Annotated in this window: 14 protein-coding genes and 1 pseudogene; 7 read left to right on the top strand and 8 right to left on the bottom strand. The window is 25.7% G+C overall.

Annotated elements, in window-relative coordinates:
* Together N747_RS0100905 and N747_RS0100895 are read left to right on the top strand one after the other, a co-directional pair.
* A pseudogene (locus tag N747_RS0100905) lies at positions 1-400 on the top strand (type IVB secretion system protein DotG/IcmE); the annotation flags it as partial.
* 2,584 nt (positions 401-2,984) lie between these two features.
* Positions 2,985-3,788: a hypothetical protein gene (locus N747_RS0100895; protein WP_038251662.1), complete on the top strand. Its 804-nt coding sequence runs from the start codon at positions 2,985-2,987 to the stop codon at positions 3,786-3,788.
* A 418-nt stretch (positions 3,789-4,206) separates the two neighbouring features.
* On the opposite strand, the gene N747_RS04000 is transcribed toward N747_RS0100895, so the two are convergent.
* Positions 4,207-4,527, bottom strand: coding sequence for a hypothetical protein (locus N747_RS04000; RefSeq protein ID WP_240992285.1), 321 nt, complete (start codon positions 4,525-4,527; stop codon positions 4,207-4,209).
* Between the two features lie 598 nt (positions 4,528-5,125).
* Complete coding sequence (locus N747_RS0100880; RefSeq protein ID WP_024563420.1) at positions 5,126-5,746, bottom strand: hypothetical protein; 621 nt, start codon at positions 5,744-5,746, stop codon at positions 5,126-5,128.
* A gap of 1,967 nt (positions 5,747-7,713) precedes the next feature.
* On the opposite strand from N747_RS0100880, the gene N747_RS0100870 reads away from it, so the two are divergent.
* The 5 genes from N747_RS0100870 (at position 7,714) to N747_RS0100850 (ending at position 13,511) form a co-directional block, all read left to right on the top strand.
* Positions 7,714-8,289, top strand: coding sequence for a phosphate propanoyltransferase (locus N747_RS0100870; protein ID WP_240992284.1), 576 nt, complete (start codon positions 7,714-7,716; stop codon positions 8,287-8,289).
* Positions 8,290-8,593: 304 nt separating this feature from the next.
* Positions 8,594-9,847: an HD domain-containing protein gene (locus tag N747_RS0100865; RefSeq protein WP_024563418.1), complete on the top strand. Its 1,254-nt coding sequence runs from the start codon at positions 8,594-8,596 to the stop codon at positions 9,845-9,847.
* 95 nt (positions 9,848-9,942) lie between these two features.
* Positions 9,943-10,749: a 16S rRNA (adenine(1518)-N(6)/adenine(1519)-N(6))-dimethyltransferase RsmA gene (rsmA, locus tag N747_RS0100860; protein WP_024563417.1), complete on the top strand. Its 807-nt coding sequence runs from the start codon at positions 9,943-9,945 to the stop codon at positions 10,747-10,749.
* Between the two features lie 265 nt (positions 10,750-11,014).
* Positions 11,015-11,314, top strand: coding sequence for a septation regulator SpoVG (gene spoVG / locus N747_RS0100855; RefSeq protein ID WP_011161074.1), 300 nt, complete (start codon positions 11,015-11,017; stop codon positions 11,312-11,314).
* 196 nt (positions 11,315-11,510) lie between these two features.
* On the top strand, positions 11,511-13,511 hold the full coding sequence (locus N747_RS0100850; protein WP_024563416.1) for a heavy metal translocating P-type ATPase: 2,001 nt from the start codon (positions 11,511-11,513) through the stop codon (positions 13,509-13,511).
* Between the two features lie 180 nt (positions 13,512-13,691).
* Here N747_RS0100850 and N747_RS0100845 read toward each other — a convergent pair whose 3' ends face one another.
* From N747_RS0100845 to acpP, 6 genes are all read right to left on the bottom strand, one after another.
* The gene (locus N747_RS0100845; RefSeq protein ID WP_024563415.1) at positions 13,692-15,152 is read right to left on the bottom strand and encodes an MATE family efflux transporter; all 1,461 of its coding nucleotides are present in this window, start codon (positions 15,150-15,152) and stop codon (positions 13,692-13,694) included.
* A 162-nt stretch (positions 15,153-15,314) separates the two neighbouring features.
* Positions 15,315-16,229: a 16S rRNA (cytosine(1402)-N(4))-methyltransferase RsmH gene (rsmH, locus tag N747_RS0100840; RefSeq protein WP_024563414.1), complete on the bottom strand. Its 915-nt coding sequence runs from the start codon at positions 16,227-16,229 to the stop codon at positions 15,315-15,317.
* Positions 16,230-16,394: 165 nt separating this feature from the next.
* Entirely contained in the window at positions 16,395-16,640 is a 246-nt protein-coding gene (locus tag N747_RS0100835) for a DNA-directed RNA polymerase subunit omega (protein ID WP_024563413.1), read from the bottom strand.
* Positions 16,621-17,259: a guanylate kinase gene (gene gmk, locus N747_RS0100830; protein ID WP_024563412.1), complete on the bottom strand. Its 639-nt coding sequence runs from the start codon at positions 17,257-17,259 to the stop codon at positions 16,621-16,623. The genes N747_RS0100835 and gmk overlap by 20 nt, the downstream gene beginning before the upstream one ends.
* A gap of 156 nt (positions 17,260-17,415) precedes the next feature.
* Positions 17,416-19,881, bottom strand: coding sequence for a leucine--tRNA ligase (leuS, locus tag N747_RS0100825; protein WP_024563411.1), 2,466 nt, complete (start codon positions 19,879-19,881; stop codon positions 17,416-17,418).
* A 108-nt stretch (positions 19,882-19,989) separates the two neighbouring features.
* Positions 19,990-20,220, bottom strand: a complete 231-nt coding sequence (acpP, locus tag N747_RS0100820; protein ID WP_024563410.1) for an acyl carrier protein — start codon at positions 20,218-20,220, stop codon at positions 19,990-19,992.
* Positions 20,221-20,387: the final 167 nt, after the last annotated feature.

Genomic DNA, 20,387 nt, shown 5'->3' with positions numbered 1-20,387 from the left:
TGTAAAAGAATTAAGAGATGCTGGATTTACTGTACAAGAAATGAAAGATGCAGGATTTAGTGTAAAAGAATTAAGAGATGCTGGATATGATTTAAGAGATATTAAAGTTCTTGGAGATGGTGTGCAAGATTTAATAGATGTTGGATATGATTTAAGAGATATTAAAGCTCTTGAAGATGGTGTGCAAGATTTAATAGATGCTGGATATGATTTAATAGATGCTTCTGGATTTACTGTGCAAGAATTTAAAGATACAGGATTTACTTTGCAAGATTTAATAGATGCTGGATATACTGTGCAAGAATTAATAGATGTTGGATTTAGTGCAAAAGAATTAAGAGATGCTGCTGGATTTAGTTTGAAAGAATTAAAAGATGCTGGATTTAGTTTAAATAATTAAAGAAAATAATTATAAAATTATTCAAATACGAGCAGAGCGAATTGGGCGGTCCAGCCGATGGATATTAAGATATAACTATTATATACCCCTTCTATAAAGTCCCCTTTGGGGATTTAGGGGGGTATTTTAAAATAATACATAATATAAAAAAACGCCTTTGCCGTGAGCATAGGTAAAGGAGTGGTTTTATGTTTAATGAGAACAAAAAATGCTACATTTAAATTATTTAACCATTCATAAAGAAGATATTAGTTTATCTTTTTATGCTAAAAAATGTTTGATTTCATCACAAACAATAAGGATATAAGTGATTTTGAAAAAGAAAAAAATTAAAAAACTTTATCAAAACAATTTATTTTTTTCAAAACTAATGATTATAATTTAGGTTGTTTTTCTAAAATTGTTAGTTTACATCTTTATCGTCTTATTTCATCTATGCAAGAAAATAGATTAAAAAAAATAAAATAGCTTTTATTAATCATGAATTAAAAGATTATAAAGATTTTATATATATTTATAATTCTTGATATTATAGATAATTTTGATTATTTTTTATAAATTAGCAAAATTAAATATAATCAAAAAATAATAAAGAGAAAGTACAATTTATTAAGGATAATATTAAACAAATACTTCGTTTAAATAATGTTAATTTTCCTATCAGAATAATATGCTTAAAATAAAGCTAAATATAATTTTAGTAATGGTTGGTTTAAAAAAGAAAATAAAAATTTAATTATCCCTCTAATGTTTTTAAATTATGGTCTGATATTGTACATGATAATTTACCTAATTTAAAACTATTAAATCCTCGTTCTCAAAATTTACAGATATTTTATAAAGGTAAATTAGATAATACTAAAAAATTAAATTAAGGAATGTAAACAATTAGCAACCATTATTAATAAAAATGTTACTGAAATTACTTCTGAATATGTTAATAAATATGATGCTGATTTAAATGAACATGAAATTAAAAAAACATTGCATTAAAAAATTATTTAACTATAAGAAAATTGTTTCAATTTTCTTATAGTTGTCAAAAATTACCTATTAATAAAAATATCAAATATTTTCCATTTAACATTAATTATGATGATTACAAAATAACTGGTTTTTATTTATCAAATGTTTTAAAATTTGGTAAAAGGCATATTTTTTATGATTTATTAAGAAATAACATTTTAAGAACACTTAATAAAAAGCAGTAAAAGTTCCAGGCAAAGATTTTCCTTAGGATAAAAATATCACTTCGGAATCATTATATTTTGATAAAAACCAAAATAAATATATGTTTGAATATAATGTAAATAAAGTTAAATTATCATATTTTTATGGTACTATTTTTTATGCAAAACTTTATATTTAAAATTTTTTTAACTAGAACTAGAGCAGTACATATACTAATTTATGCAATAAATTAAATAAATTTTTTAATTTATCTAAATTATCAGTTTTAAAACCTTTAAATAATTATTTAGCTTATATTTTAACAATAAAATATAACATTTATTCTGCTTAATCCAATTTATGTTATTAAAAAATGAAAGATCAAAGTATATTTTAATTTTAATTGTGTTTTTCAAATTCAAAAAAACTCATTTAATTTCATTTTTTAATTAAATCTTTTTTAACTTTTACCCTTTTTTGATAAGGGTTTTTGTTGTAGATTTTTCCAAGAAAAAATTACTATTAAATTAAAATAATTTTTAATCCTTTATTTTCTTAGTTATTATCAGAAATTATCATCTATTCCCTTTTGAATACGATTTTATTGTAATAAGTGTTTTTTCTTCTTTAGTTTTGATTTTATTTTTCAACTTTTAACCAATAATAAGTACTTCTTTTGATTTGGATATTTTTTAAAATATTTGTTAAATTTTAGAATTTGATTAAATTGTTTAACTAATTCAAAAACTATTTTTTTATCAATTTTTTGGATTTTTTCAATTTTTTTTGTAAATAGTTTAACTTTTTGGTTTAATATTTCTAATTTCATGATTAAAATCCAATTTGCTTTTTTTTATATTTATTTTATACATTATCTATTGTAACTCTAATTTTTTTTATTTAAAGTAATTTTGCTTGAAAAAACTTAATGTATTAAAAAAACAGCTCTCAACTGGGGGGTTGAGTTTTATAAAAATTATAGTTTTAATTAATTTAAATAGGAATAAAATACATTTTATTATTTTTTTTATAATGTTAAAGATAGAACATATAAAAAATAAAATAAATATAAAATGAAAATAATAATTATACCTTTACTGTTTAATAAATTGCCAAAATGAAAATAAACATCTTTTAATGCCAATTATGTTGTTAAAAGTATTTTTAAATAATGATATAATAAGAATAGCATAGACCACAATTTATCTTTAAAATAAAATTGTCTATGGTTAAATTGAATTACAATATTCCATTTTTTAATACAACTTTTGATTTTAAAATTCTTCTTTAATACTAAAAATTAATTTAGATAATGTCATATCTTTTCAAACTAAGAAAATATTTTCTTAGTTTGAAAAGTGTTGATATTTTTTTTGTTAGTTTAAAAAAAAATAAAAATGAGGTATATAAAATAATGAAATTAGATATTAAAAAAAATTATTTTTTTAATAAAAAATATTTTAAATTTACATTTTTATTTGTTTTATTTGTTTTATTATTTAATAAATTTAATCAAAACCATATATTTGCTATGCAAAATAGAGATATTGCTTCTTCTTCAACATCAAATAGAATCCATCCGAATAAATCAAAAAAATTAACTTTATCAAATAGTTCAAGAAGTTACGAAACTTTGGAAAGACTAAGTAATAAAAAATCAAATTCTGAAAATTTATCTTTTTATAATATTTTGAAAAATTTGAAATTGGATTTAAATAAACCTAGTCATTTAGGAATTTTTCATTTACAAGAAATAAAAGATAAATTTTCAGATATTTTAATAGATTTTTACCCTTCATTTAAATTTTATGGTTCTTTTCCAACTCAAGAAGATTATCAAAGTTTTTGTAAAATATATGAACAAAAAAGCCATCCACAATCATTTTATATATCTTTAAAAGATTTTGAAGAAATATTTGAAGAAGAAGAAGGCGTCATTTATAATAAATTAAAATTAAAACAAAATGAAATAAAAAAAAGAATAATTTATAGTTTTTTTTACGATACCGAAAGCGATAATTATATAGGTTCTAACAAAAATGAAAGATGGAATGCTGATAATGTACTTGATTTTATAGTAGATATAGAAATAACTAAATCTAATATAAGTGATGCTATTCCAATAAATTTACTCTTTAAAATATTTTCTTATACATCAGATAATTTATTTTTTGATATTGGTTTTGGAATAGAAAATATTTCCTTTATAAAAAAATAAAAAATAATTTTTTTAAATATTGTTTAGTTTAAAATTTATTTTTTCTTCCTTTCTTTTTTGTAAATTTAAAAACCAATCTTTTTTAGAAAGATTGGTTTTTTTGTTTCTATCTTTATGGGACTCGATTTTTTATTACAGTTATTGTTTATATTTGCTTAAAAATATTTATCTATAAATAGATAAATATACAAAAGGTGAGATTTTCCCTAAAACTTTATATACTTTTTCTTTTTTAAAATTCTTTAAGACTAAAATAATTTTGATATCTGTATAAAAACGTTTTGTAATTCTATTTACCTTACTAGAGGTACAAATCAAAATAATTCTTTTAGATTCAAAATTTATGTAGCTAAAAGAATTATTTTGATTTTTTATGATTTGGTACTTTTCCTTTTTAATCTTGCAAGCCAAAAGGTTTTTATATAGTAATTTTATAACGTTTTTCATTACAAATATTTTGGGAATTGAAATAATCTTTGCATAAAACTATATTTTTTAACACATCTTCTTTAATTATTTGTTCTTTATTATCAAAAAGATTATAAAAAGTATTTGGCTTTATTTGTCTTTTAGAAGCAGTTTTGGCTAATTTGATATTGGTTTCTAAAATCTTTTTTTGGATTTCCAAAATATGGTTATAAGAAAAAGTTTGTTTAATAAAAGATAAAAACATTTTATCTATTTCAATTTTAGGGAATTTGAATTGCTTTTTAATAAGTTTTTGTATTATTATAATCAAAAATTTGAATTTGTAAATAAATACTAAATTGATTAGTACTTAACTAAAATAATTTCTAGTTGTTGTTATTTGTAAGTATCAAAATTAACTAATTGTATTGTTTCTAAACCATGATAATTTATTGTAAGAAGAATTTTTGGTTGTATTTATTTTGAAAAATTATTTTTTATCCTGGTTGTTCACACAATTGACTTGAAAAAGAGGATAGAAGTGTTTAAATGTGTTATTTCAACTTTTAAAAAGGGGTTAAATTTTTGAGAAAGTAATAGTTTAAAACTATCACTAAGAAGAAAAATTATCATTAATCAGGGGGTTTTTCGTTTATTTAGTGATTATTAAATTATTTTTTTGGAATCGTAATAAGAAAAATATAACAACAAAAAAGAATTATAATAAATGGTTAATGTAAGAAATAAAAAATATTTAAAATTTTCAAATTGAGACATACATCAAAAAACACATAAAATTAGATAAAAAAAGACTCCCAAAAAAGAGTCTTTTAAAAGAATAATTTTCAAATATTTATTTATTGTAATAATTTATTTTTTACTAAAACTTATTTTTTATTAAATTAATAATTAAAATAAATTATAAAAAATTAATTAGATAGAATATATGGTATTAACATATCTGATAACATACCTGTTATTTGAGAAGCCATAAAAATTAAAATAGACTCAGATTCATCATCCGAATATGTTTCGCTACATTCAATCAGAGATGATAATAATATATCGCAACAATTTTTAAAATACTGATTCCAATTTGTAAAAGTATCATGGATTTCTATAATATTATGAATTGAATTATTGATAATAACTTTTTTCAAATTATTTACAATTATTACTAAATTTTTATTCGAAGATTCTTTAACAGATATTTGACTTTTAAACTTATTTGAAGATGCGCTATTGATATTGATTATATCACAACATTTTTGAGTAATATCATTTAATTTTTCAACATCATTAGGATTTATTGTTATCCCTAAATTAAATAAATTAATTCTATTTAAAGCCAAGAGAGAAAAATTTTCACAATCCACAAAATTAAATTTCTTATTTTTTACTTCTAAAATTTCATTAGATTGTTTTTGTTGTATATTTGTTGTATTGTGCGCAAAAATTTTTTTACTAAATATTAATGAGGAAAAAATCATAATTAATGTTATTAAAATCAAAAAAACTAAATAATTATTTTTAACTAATTTTTTTAACAATTATAGATCTCCTTTTTTATTTAATTTTTATCAACACTTGAATTAAAATATCTTCATGTAATTATATTTTAACATATCTAATAATATTACAAATTAAAATATTGCACTGTTCCGTTTTTTTAGACAAATTTTGTCTCTAAAATTATTCTTTAAGACTAAAAAATTAATTAAATAATTTCATATCTTTTCAGACTAAAGAAAATATTTTTTTAAATTTCAAAGGGGGTGCGCAACTGGAGGGTTATTTTTATTCTTCTTTTATTTGTGTGTACTTATAATTTTTGTTAGCGCTTAAACGCGTTAAGGGATTGTGTTTGGTTTATTTAAAAAAATCTTTTTATTATAATGGAAAAGAAAAATAAGAAGTTATTTATATATCGAAAAATAATAATAAATAAATTATACAACAATAATATCGAGTATCGAGTATCATTCGAGTATCATTATCGATATAATATAATAAAAATATCATTCCTTAAAAAGGTTTGGTTTTGACAAAGAATTTTAGATATTGAAAGTGTTATAAAACTGTTAGTGAAGATTTTTATTGGAATTTGGATATATATTTATACATGGAATGTGTTTTTTTAACCCGATAGCTTTGTGTTTATTTTTGATTAAAATATTTTGATGTGTCGAACTAAACAATAATTTATGTCATTAAAATAAACTAAAAAGTAAGCTAAGTTCGCTTGCGAAAATTAGAGTTGAAATTGAACTTGGGACCAGTAGTTAACAGGGACTTCATGATAGGAAAAGAAAACATTCCAAGATGTTGATATTTTTTTTGTTTTCGTCAACATAAGGTTATTTAATTTCTAAAAAGTGTTGTTTTTAGAAATATATCTATCAAGTGATTAAGAAAATATTTAGACTTCATCATCCGTAAAGATTTTATCAGGAAAATTTAATTTAGTTGTTTTTTTCAAAGAAACTGCGTTCTAGTGGTTAAGTTTTATTACTGTGTTCAGTGTATTTATTGCTTGTAAAAGTTATTCCAAATATTTTATCATGGACTAATTTTTCTAAGGTTCTAATTTATCATTTCCAGTGATACTACCTATTTCTGATGCATTAATGTATTTTTGTCTATGTTTATACAATTGCGAGGTTCTCTTTAGTTTAGTTTGGTTATTTGCATTTTTTTGCTCCCTTTTTTAAAATTGGGTATAAAAAAAGACTCTCATAATAAGAGTCTTAGTTGGGATTTTAATAATTAGGGGGGTTTAAATAATTATTTTAACTGTAATTAAGGGGCAAAATAATGCACTTTAGGGGGGTTATTTTAGATTTTGGTGTTGAGATTATTATATAATTAATGGTTAAACACAAATTATAATTGTTTAGTCATATGATTTTATCCCCTTAATCTTGTTTTGTATGATTCTTCTTTTTTTAATTGGGTTGAAGTGGAGGTAACATATATTTGTGATTGTACTTCCATGTTTGTTTTCTTTATTAGTATCATATTCAACTTCATACACGAAAAAGTCTTTATCTTATTCTAGGAGATATTTAGGGCATTGGTAATTTAGTTCTATTTAGTGGTTTATTAAGTCTCGAATTAAAAGATTTTTAAACTGAGAATCATCATTTTTATGTTCGGGGGCGAATGTTCGAAAATAATCAATTCTAAAGTTTTTTACTTCCTATTTATTGAAAGGTTTTTTGATGAAGGGTTAATTAACTTCCAATCCCTAGACTCTATTTTACAAAGGGTCTTTTTTATTTGTCATTAAAAAATATAACATAACAAAACAATAAAACAACAAAATAAACAAAATACCTTCAATATTTCTAATAATCCATGTTATAATAAGGTGAATTACTAAAAATTATATATTATTTATTAACCAAAAATTTTTACCAATTCTTTAATAAAAAAATTAAAATATATATAAAAATAATAGGCATTTTATAATAAAAATGTTATAATAAAGCTGTAAATGCAAACAATGGAGGCAAAGATGTATCACATTCCAATAGGAATCTCAGGAAGACACACTCACCTATCACAAGAAACAATTGATATTTTATTCGGTCAAAAAAATTATCAACTCACTTTTTTCAAACAACTCAAGCAAACAGGACAATTTGCAGCCCAAGAAAAAATTGATGTTATTAGTCCATCAGGAAAAATTCTTCCACAAGTTCGGATTTTAGGACCCACAAGACCTTTTGACCAAGTAGAAATTAGTCAAAGTGATGCTCTAAGACACGGATTTACAGCTCCTGTTAGATCTTCAGGCGATATTAAAGGTTCAGGCAAAGCCACTTTAATAGGTCCCAAAGGTCAAGTAGACATCGAAGAAGGTGTTATTATTGCCAACAGACACATTCATTTATCTAACCAAGATGCAAAAAATTTTGGCATTACTGACAAACAAATGGTAAGTATTGAAATTGAAAGCACTAAACCTGGAATCTTAAAACAAGTTTTGTGCAGAGTCCACCCTGATTTTAAACTTGAATGTCACTTAGATACCGATGACGGCAGTGCTTTTTTACTCAAAAATGGCGATACTGTTAAATTACTGAAATAAATCATTAAACAAAATAAAAAAATAATTTTTTTAACTTAAATTCTTGCGTTATAAGGATCTTGCAACTAACCCCCAAAGACCTTATAACCTATATTTATTTTCACCCCTTAGCAAAACTAAAAACATAACTAACAATTATTTTATTTTTTTATTGAACGAAAGACATAAATTTCCTTTCATTTGTGTCTTTCGCTCAATAAAAACTATTCTTAAAAACGCAAACAACAAGAAAGAGGTAAAACGGATAAGGATAAAAATTACAAAACCCAATAAACTTAATTAAAAATTATCCTCAATAAAATCAATGCAAACAACCAATCCATCTTTTAAAAAGTTTCTCAGATCTGAAGTTTTTCGTGACCCTATCTACGGTTATATTTATCTGGAATACGAATTGATTGAAAAATTAATTGATACTTCCGTTTTCCAAAGATTAAGACGTATAAAACAATTAAGCGGTGCTAACATCGTCTTTCATGGAGCAGAACATTCTCGTTTTACACACAGTTTAGGTGTTTATGAACTTGCAAGACGGTTTTTAAAAATCACAAATATTAAAAAACACTTTTCTGAAACCCAAAAATTAATTTTACTAGTATCTTCTTTGTTACATGATATTGGACACGGTGCTTATTCTCATTCTTTTGAAACCTTATTTGACGTAAACCACGAAACACAAAGTGCACGCATCATAAAAAATAACAAAGAAATTAGAGATTTATTAGACAAAATAAGCCCTAATTTCAAAGATGATGTAGCTAGTGTGATTAAAAAAACAAAGAAATTTCCCTTAATAGAACAAATTTTAACTAGCCAAATTGATATTGACAGACTAGATTATTTAGAACGAGATTCTTATTTTACAGGTGCCACTTATGGGCATATCGATTTAGAACGTTTAATGCGTAGCATGATAATTGAGCCTCATCCTAGCAAAAATAACGAAAAATGTATTGCCTTTAGACAAAGTGGTGTTTTTGCTATTGAAAATTATTTAATTAACCGATATCATATGTTCTGGCAAGTATATTATCATCCAAAAGTAAGAGCTTATAGCGCTATTTTAGAAAAAATTTGTAAACGTTTATATGATTTACTACAAAATAACTATCCTTCAGACCCATACATCCAACCTTTTTATAATTTTGTAAACAATAAAACTGAACTAGATAAATACTTAGCAATTGATGATTATTATATGAATGGTTTAATTCTACATCTTAAAAATAGTAAAGATGCCATTTTAAAAAATTTATGTAATGATTTTCTCAATAGACGTATTTGGCACATTTTAGATGATAACGACCAAAACCAAGAACAAATTGCACACATTAAGCAACAATATCACAGTCAAAACCCCAATTATATTAAATATTATACTTCAAGTAATGCTGCTTTTCAAAATGCTTATTCCGAAAGTAAGCCTAAATTTGAAACCAAAATCTTAATTAAATCTCAAGGAGGACTCAAAAGTCTTAAAGAAGAATCCCCCATTATTAAAAGTTTAATCAAAAGTAGTCCTAAACAAGATAATAAATTTTTTTATCGCCCTTTATAAACTCGAAACTCCCCCAAAACAAATTACCCCAATTCGCAACTATCCTACAAACCCAAAAAGCCAACATCAATGTCAATTTTATTTAAGGAAATCAAATGCATCACACAAACAAAAAAAAATACGGTCAAAATTTTTTAACAGATGTTAATTTATTAAACAAAATTGTAACTAAGGCTTCCATCACAGACAAAAATGTTTTAGAAATTGGACCTGGCAAAGGTGCTTTAACCAAAATTATTGTCCCTCAAGCTAAACATGTTTTAGCCTATGAAATTGATGCTACTCTCAAACCTTTTTTAAATTTTGAAAATAATAACAATATTAATATTATTTATGATGATTTTTTAAAAAGAGATTTATTAAAAGATTTTGATCATTATTTTAGTACTAACTCTCAATTAAGTTTAATTGGTAACTTACCTTATTATATTACCTCACCTATTCTTTTTAAAATTATTGACACTCCCCAAATTAATGATGCTACTATTATGATTCAAAAAGAAGTAGGAATGCGTTTACTGGCTCAACCCAATAACAAAAATTATAACGCTTTATCTGTAATTATTCAATTTATATTTAGTATTGAAAAAATCCAAGAAGTTAAAAGACATATGTTTTTTCCCGCACCCAAAGTAGACAGTATTGTTATCAAACTTACTAAAAATAACAAAATTTGCCCTACTTTCTTGCAACAATTTATCAAGTTTGTAAAAACCTCCTTTAAACAAAAAAGAAAAACTTTACTCAACAACTTATCTTGTCAATTTTTGTTATCCAAAGAAACCATTATTCCTTTTTTCTTACAACATCACATCCCTTTACAAATTAGAGCCGAACAGGTAACTTTAGAAACTTTTCAAAAATTAACTGTTAAATGGTTTATTTTTTTTAATATTTCATAAATATAATAAAACTTTTCATATTTATAAAATAAATCACAAAACTAATTAGGAAATAATTTTCCCTTTTTTTCTGATATTAAACATCAATATCAAAAAATTAAATATTAATCTTTTTAAAATTAAAAAACCATTAAAATATTAACTGCATCAAATAATTATTTATATTTTATTTGTAATTTGTATCATTAAACAAACCATAAATAATAAATAACGAATAATAATTTAGCATTTAATATAAAATGAAGCAAAACTGGAGGCTTAAGAAATGAAAGTTACTGATGTAAAAATTAGAAAAATCAACGGTGAAAGTAGATTAAGAGGAGTTTCTTCAATCACTTTTGAAAACCAATTTGTAGTTAATGACATCAGAATTATAGAAGGAGAAAGGGGTATATTTATTGCTATGCCAAGTAGAAAAACTTCCAAAGGAAACTTTAGAGATATCGCTCATCCCATAAATTCAGAAACCCGTCAACTAATTGAAAATTGCATCAAAACCAAATACCAAGATTTGCTAGATAACCCTCCACAAGAAGAAGATTTTTCTCAAAATTCTGAAAATTAATAATTATTATCTTTAAAAAATTCCAGATTTTTTTGGAATTTTTTTTACATGTTTTGAATTCAAAACGCCATTTTATTAAAAAACTTTTTCAAATGCAAAACTAAAAAACACCAAACTAAAAACCCACTCATCACAAACACACTTTAAATTACTAAAATATTTATCCAAAAAAAATAAGCAAAGAGGTACAAAAAATTTGTTTTGTTGCAGAAATTCTTCATCCATCCAAAATCACGAAAACAACGATAAAAAAACATTAATTTGTTTTGTTATAGGAACATTTTTATATAGTTTATTTGCTCTATATTTGCATTATTACAAAAACACAAACACATTAATATTAGTCCTTGTTTCTTTGGCACTTTTATTTTTAATCGGCTATCATGTCATTTTAGAAGGTTTTATAGAAACTTGGCAAGATACTTGCAAATTTAAAAAATTCACTCCCAACATTCATATTTTAATGACTTTAGCTGCTCTAGGAGCTTTATATTTACAAAACTACAACGACGGAATTTTATTAATTGTCATATTTTCAGGAGCTTCTTTTTTAGAAGAATACGTCGAGGCAAAAAGTCAAAAAGAAATCAAAAATCTCTTAAAACTTCAAGTAGCAGAAGCAAGATTACAAAAAGAAGACGGCAGTACTGAAATTATTCCTTCCAAACTACTCAAAATAAATGATTTGGTCTTAATTTTACCAGGCGACCAAATCCCTACTGACGGCGTCATTGTTTCAGGCAACCCCAACATTAACGAAGCTAACATTACAGGTGAAGGCATTCCTTGCGACAAACAACCAGGCGATTTTATCTACGGCAGTACCATTAACGGCAGCAACCATTTTGTTATGCGTGTCACAGCTACTAACGAAAAGACTGTTTTTGCACAAATTGTAAGATTGGTAAGCCAAACTCAAAACAACATTTCCAAAACTGCTACTTTAATTAAAAAAATAGAACCAATTTACGTAAAAACTGTTATGGCAATAGTTGTTGTTGTTGTTGGTCTTGCAGGAATAATACATTTTGCTGGACCAAGTAATTCCAATTCCCAATTTAGCGCATGGTTAAAAAAAACAATAATTTTTTTAACTGTATCATCTCCATGTGCCCTAGCTGCCGCTGACATTCCTTCCACTCTTACAGCTATTTCTAACCTCACTAAAAAAGGGATTTTATTCAAAAAAGGCAGATCTTTGGAAAAAATGGCAAACATCAAAGCTTTTGCATGCGACAAAACAGGCACCCTTACTGAAGGCAAACCTCAAGTAACTGATGTTTATGTAGCAACCAAAATCTCTGAAGAAAAGTATCACAAATATTTAGATATATTATTAGGAATGGAACAAAAATCTAACCATCCTTTAGCACTAGCTATTAGAAACCATTTCCACCATAAATCTCATCTACAAATGGAAATTACTAACTCAGTTGGCATCGGTCTTGAAGCTTTTTATCAAAACAATCATTATAAAATTGCCAAAGCTACTGCTTTTACAAAAACCCCAATCTCTGAATCTTTACAAACCCAAACTCAAAAATTTTTATCAGAAGGTAAAACCATCGTTTATTTTAGTTGTAATAATCACATTATTATGGTTTTAGCACTTTTGGATAAATTGCGTCCTCAAGCTTATCATTTGATGCAATACTTCAACAATAAAAACATCTATACTGCAGTAATTACAGGAGACACCCAACAAAGCGCTTGCATATTACAAAAAAAACTTCATCTAAAAGCAGCTTGGGGAGATATTCTACCTGCCTACAAACTAGAAAAAGTTCAAGAACTACAAAAAGAAAAAGGCACTACAGTGATGGTAGGTGATGGTGTTAATGATGCTCCTGCCCTTACAGCTGCTGATGTAGGAATTGCAATGCAAAACGGTACTGATGTGGCAATGGATGTAGCAGATGCAGTTTTAATGAAAAATGATTTATCAAAAATTATCTATACTCACCAAGTAGCTATCAAACTACGCAAAATCATCTGGCAAAATATTATTTTTGCTATGTTAGTAGTTTGTATCTTGAATCTTTGTAATCTTTTTGGAGACATGAATTTACCTTGGGCGGTCACTTGCCATGAGGGAAGCACAATTTTAGTTATTTTCAATGGATTAAGACTTTTACAAAACCCCAAAAACCCCAAACTAAAAGACAAAAAGACTAATAAAAAATCTTTTAATAAATAATTTATTTAAAACAAAATAAAACTTTATTAACCTCATTATAAAAGAAAGTATAAAGACAAAAAAACCACCCCAAAAGAGTGGTTTTTTATTTACATATTTTAAGATAGATTAAAAGTATAATTTAAAAAGAGTATTAATTTTGAATAAAAGTTGTTACAATATATAAAATATATAAATTATTTAATCTTGTTCAAATGTTTTATCACGTTTTAATTTAAGATAAAAAGTTGCAAAAATTAATAATGTAATGATAAAACAAATAAAATTACTAAGAAAAATACTCAAACCTACTCCAATTACACCTTGATTTAAAAAGTGTTTGGAAAAAAGAACAATAAAAAAGATACGAATTAAAGTTCTTAAAAAATTCAGATAAACTGAAGGTCCTACGCGTTTGAAAGCTAATAAAAAATTAAACATAATAATAGAACCACACGATAACCATAAACTAGTTGTTTCAAAAAATAATAGTGTACGGAAAGCGTCTTGTTCCAAAATAGGAATATTTTCCCAAGGACTACCATGAAATAATGGCAAAATTATTTTATAACCAAAAATATTAATCAAAGAACCTATCAAAGCCAAAACACACATACAAAAAATAATTTTTTTGAATGCTTCAAAGACTCTATTAAGGTTATTATGGCCTAAATTTTGAGATATAATAGCATTTTGGGAATCAGAAAAAGAATTAAGAGCATTATAAAAGACATTATTGATAGTCACTGCTAAAGCTAAATTAGCTCCAATTTGAGAACTACTAATTCCTTTAGGATCACCGTACCATTCTTTAACAATGATACTTACAATTAATTTTCCAACACTATAAATGCTAATACTAGCACAAACAGGAATAGCTAATTTGGAAAGTTTTTTCAAAAATTCTTTATCAAAACTGATTTTGGATAAAATAATACGGAAGGGATTTTTACTATCAAAAAATAAAAACCACAAAGCAAATAAAGTAACAATTCCGTTAGAAATCAAAGTAACCAAAGCCAAAGAAACCATGGAAGAATTCCAATAATGAAAAAGAACAAAAGAAAAAATAATTTTAATAGAAGCGTTCAAAATATTTAAAAAAAGGGCAATTTTGTTATTACCTTTGGCACGCTCCAAACTTAAAAAAACTGTATTTATAATTATACAAACAAGTGACAATATAATAAGATTATAATATTTAATACCTTCATTGTTTTCAATTGCATTTTGACTAATTTTTAAAATATTAGTTGCAATAAAACTTTTGAAAACAAAAATGCATAAAAAAACTAAAATAAAACCTGTTAAAATGGAAAGAACAAAAGTTTTTGCCAAATAAAGGTGCATTTTATTAACATTATTTTGTCCATAAGCGCGCCCCACTAAAATAACCCCTCCTGTGGCAATAGAAATACCAAAAGGAATAAGAATACCTTTAAATATATGTACGCGACTTACAAAAGTGAGTTGATTATCTGAAATTTGATTTCTTTTTAAAATAAAAAGGTCAATAGCATCTGATGCATTTTGAAAAATCCAATAAATAATAATAGGAAAGGTAAAATAAAAAATGACTTTCCATAAGTTTCCTTCTAATAAAAATTTTCTATTTCTTTTTTCATTAATTAAAATTTGTGTTGTTTCTTTTGTTTTAACCACAAAAAACCTCCATCTAATATTTTGGTTAAGTCAAACAACTTGAAAATATGTGTAAATAAAAGCTATAACACATATTATATTTTATCAAAATTACAGGGATTTTGGGAGGCAAAAGGTTATATTTAGAGGGGGATGTATTAACTATTTTATTTATTTAGACAACTAACCATTTTTTACAGCTACCCTCAGTTTAGCCGAAATACTACGCGAATTATTTTGCATTTCTTCTTCATTTGGCAAAAAGGCTTTTTTAGTAATAACACTTAAAGGAGTTTGGGGCATAATTGTAATAGGTAATTTTTTAGGTAAAATAAAAGTACTATATTTTTTAAAAAAATGTTTAACAATTCGATCTTCTAACGAATGAAAACTAATAACTACTATCCTGGCATTTGGTTTTAACAAATCAAGACTTTGTTCCAAGGCTTGTTTTAAAGATTCTAATTCTTGATTAACTTCAATACGCAATGCTTGAAATATTTTTTTAGCACTATGTCCTTTTTGACGATTGCAAAATCGATCAGTGATGTCAACCAAATCATAAGATGTATGCAAAGGTCTTTGTTTAATAATTTCTGAGGCAACCAAAGAAGCATTTTTAACTTCACCATAAACCTTAAAAATATTTTTTAATTGTGCAAAGGAGTAATTATTTAAAATATATTGTGCAGTAATTGTTTGATTAATATTCATTCTCATATCTAAAGGAGTATTATGCAAATAACTAAATCCTCTTTGGAGATTGTCAATTTGACAAGAAGATAGCCCCAAATCAAATAAAATACCATCTAATTGAAAAACATTTCGTTGTGCTAATTGGGCTTTTAAATGCGAAAAATTGCTATGAATTATTTCAATTGGCAAATGTGGGGACAAGGTTTTTTTGGCATTTATGCAAGCTTCTACATCTTGGTCAAAAGAATATAAAAACCCTTGTTGCAAAAGATTTGTAATTTCTATAGTATGCCCACATTGTCCTAAAGTGGCATCTACATAAATACCTTCGGGCTTGATCTTTAAAAAATCTATGGCTTCCTTTTTGAGAACTGAAATGTGGTTAAAATGTGGTTTGTTCATGGATTTTACCTCACTTGCAAAGTTAAAAAATGTGATTCAAAAAAATAAATGATTAAAAAAAGAAAAGGAAAGTTAAATTACAATTATAAAAAAATAGTTAAATTACACAATATTATTTGTAATTTAACTTATTTTATCAATTGTGAAATAGTGTCTAAATATTAATTACTTAAAGACAAATTTAACTTTATCATTAATAATTTCTTCCAAAGCTTTACCAACTACTTTATTACACAAAAGTTCAGGCAATTCTTTTTTTTGAGATTCTATCACATGAGCAATTTTGCTTGCAATATGAACTAATTTGTATTTGGAATTAATTTTATCCAACAATTTATCAATCGAAGGATAGATCAAACCTTCCTTATTGTATTTTTTTTTATTTGGTTTACTATTGTTCTGCATAACCATTATCCTCCAATATTTTTAAATAATTACGAATACTGCGTTTCGTTTTGGCATGTTCTGCTCTAATAATTGCAATAATACGGTCAGCAGCATTAGATACTTCATCATTTACTACAATATAATCGTATTTGTGAGCTAAGTGAAACTCGTTATTTGCTTTGATAATTCGTTGTGCAATATTTGTTTCTTGTTCGGTGCCACGTTTTTTTAAACGATCATAGAGATCTTTTTTTTCAGGCGGAACCAAAAAAATAAAAACTGTGTTTGGAATACGCTTTTTTCTTAAATGAGTGGCTCCTTCAACTTCAATTTCTAAAAACACTTCTTTTCCTTGTTTTAAAAAATCTTGAATTTGCTTTTTAGGAGTGCCATAATAATGATCAATAAATTTAGCCCATTCTAAAAAATAATTGTTTTCAATCCTTTTTTCAAATTCTTCTTTAGTTAGAAAATGGTAATCTTTACCGTTTTGTTCACCTGGTCGCGGTTTTCTGGTAGTAGCAGAAACAGAATACACAAAATTATGATTAGTCATTTCAAACAAAGCTTTTCTCACAGTGGCTTTGCCAACTCCTGAAGGTCCTGAAAGAACTATTAAAAGTCCTTTTTTATTTAATTTCATGTTAACTTACCTTTTTTCTTAAATTTTATGAAAGTGCTTAATAATATTAGTTTGTGCTTAAATAATTTTAAAAATTAAAGGTTAAAATTAAAGTGGTTTGGATTAAAATACACAATCCCCAAAAAAAATCAATATTAATATTAATATTAATATTGATTAATTAACAATAATATTTAACAATTTGTTGGGAATATAAATCATATTTTTAATGTTTTTATGACACAAAAACTTATTAACTTTTGAATCTTGTAAAGCTAGAGTTTTAATTTGTTCTGAAGACAAATCACAAGGAAGTTCTAAAACAGCTCTTAATTTACTATTTACTTGCACAATAATTTTTACTTGCAGTTGTTCCAAATGGGTTTTATCATACAAAGGCCAAGTTAAAGCAACTAATTGGATGTTATTTTTCAAAATTGTTTGATTAATTTCTTCTGTCAAGTGAGGAGCAATCGGATTTAATAGTTGCAAAAAGGTCTGTGCTTGTTTTTTTCCTATTTTTTGATGTTTATAAACTTGATTGACAAAAATCATTAATTGACTAATAACTTTATTGAATTTCAATTTTTCATAATCTTGGGTTATTTGAAAAATGGTTTGATGATAAATAGCGTTTAGAGAAGTTTCAAAATTATTTGGCATTGCAAAAGAAAACATTTGATAAACTCTATTTAAAAAACGTTGTATTCCTTTGAAACCTTTTTCACACCAACTTTTAATATCTTCTAACGGACCCATAAACATGATATAAATTCGCAGTACATCGGCGCCATATCGTGAAAGCATTAAAGAAGCACTTACTCCGTTGCCTTTGGATTTAGACATTTTAGTGTGATCATGTCCCAAAATAATACCTTGATTAACTAATTTTTGAAAAGGTTCTTTGGTAGAAACTAAACCCAGATCGTATAAAAACTTATGCCAAAAACGTGAATAAAGCAAATGACCAACAGCGTGTTCTGTACCTCCAATGTATAAGTCTACTGGCAAATAATAGTCAAGTAGTTCTTTTGCTTTAGTGGTATTTAACGGGATTAGACCCAAATAATTTTTCAAAATATAGCCAATATAGTACCAAGAGCTACCTGCAAGTTGTGGCATGGTGTTAGAATCTCTGCGATATTTTTTGCCATCTTTTTCAAAATATAGCCAAAAATGGGCTTTAGATAGGGGTGATTCACCTGTGCCTGATGGTTTGATTTGTTCCAAAAAAGGAAGTTCTATGGGCAAGTTTGCATCGCTATCAGTATAAATTTCATTATTGGAATCATCATAATAAATGGGGAAGGGTTCTGCCCAATATCTTTGGCGCGAAAAAACCCAATCACGTAATTTATAAGTATAATGAGGATATCCATGGTTATTTTTTTCTAAAAATTGCAACATTTTAGTTTTGGCTTGTTCGTTATTAAGACCATTTAAAAAATCACTATTGATGTGAATCCCTTCTCCTGTATAAGCTTCGGTCAAGGGAGGTTGAGTTTGGTTGTTGGTAGGGTTTGCAAAATCAGAAGAAGGGGGAATTATAACTTGAATCATTTTTAAACCATGTTTTTGAGCAAACTCAAAATCTCTTTGATCATGATAAGGAACAGACATTAAAGCACCTGTGCCATAATGAGGAAGAACATAATCAGCAATCCAGATAGGAATTTTGGTGTTGTTGCAAGGATTAATTGCAAAACTACCTGTAAAAACACCTGTTTTGTCTTTGTTGATGTCTCTTTCTAAGTCTTTTTTTTGTTTGGTTAATTCCAAATAATTTTTAACTGCTTGTTGGTATTCGGGTTTGGTTAGTTGTAAGGCTAATTCGTGTTCAGGCGCTATTACTAAAAAAGTTACACCAAAAAGAGTATTAGGGCGAGTGGTAAAAGTTTTTAAAGTCATTTTTTGGTCAGAAACTAGGAAGGAGACGATTGCACCTTGTTTTTTACCAATCCAATTAACTTGCATTTCTTTAACATTTAAAGGCCAATTAACTAAATTAAGGTCGTCTAAAAGTCTGTCTGCATATTGAGTTATTTTTAAAACCCATTGTTTCATCTTTTTTTTAACAACTGGATGATTGTCTCTTTCAGAAAACATCCCTTTTTCATTAGAAATTACTTCTTCATTGGCAAGCACTGTTCCTAAATTAGGGCAAAAATTTACTTCTGTATTTTTGAGAACTGCTAGTCCTTTTTCGTAAAGTTTTTTAAAAATCCATTGAGTCCAGGAATAAAAATAAGGATCTGAGGTGGCAAGTTCTCTGTCCCAATCCACACTTTTACCAATACTTTGGATTTGTTTTTTAAAATTATTGATATTTTCATAAGTAAAAGTGCGGGGGTTTTTGCCTGTTTGCAAAGCATATTGTTCGGCAGGCAGCCCAAATGAATCCCAACCAAAAGGATGCAAAATATTAAAACCTTGCATGCGTTTGAACCTACTCATAATATCGCTTGCAGTATAACCTTCAATATGGCCTACATGAAGCCCTTCAGAAGAAGGATAAGGAAACATATCAAGACAATAAAATTTTTTTTTTGAAAAGTTATCTTGAGTTTTGAAAACCTTATTTTGTTGCCAATAAAGTTGCCATTTATGTTCTATTTTTTTAAAATCATAAATTAATTTTGTCATACTTGAAAGCCTTCTATATTTGTTTTAACTTTTATATAATGTGTTATAATGTGGGAATAAATTAATTAATTGTTTAAAATATGATTGAAAAAGAAAAAATGAGTTAGTTTAAGGGGTGTTTTTGGTGATGTAAAAAACGATATCTTGAACAGTTTTGAAATTTTGTAAAGTTGCATCACTAATGTTGATTTGAAATGTTTTTTCTACTTCCATAACTAGTTCTAAAGCGTCCAGCGAATCAAGTCCTAAATCTTCTCTAAAACGGGTGTCTAAAGTAATTGTAGAAGTGTCTAAAGATAATTGGGTGGCAATTAAAGCTTTAATTTTTTCTAAAACCATTTTTTATTTCTCCTTCAAAAAAGCAATAATTGCTTAATAATATTATACTAAAAAAATCTTTTTTTAATTGTTAAATTTGCCAAAATAAAAAAAAGTAAATGATTTACCTATGGTTTGGGTGTTTGAGTTTTAAAAAATAAGTTCTAAAATGAAATTATTTTGATTGT

Origin of the sequence: Candidatus Phytoplasma tritici (assembly GCF_000495255.1) — a bacterium.
Taxonomy (GTDB): domain Bacteria; phylum Bacillota_I; class Bacilli_A; order Acholeplasmatales; family Acholeplasmataceae; genus Phytoplasma; species Phytoplasma tritici.
Note: the sequence above shows the minus strand (reverse complement) of the source record. Positions and strands in the feature narration are given on the sequence as shown.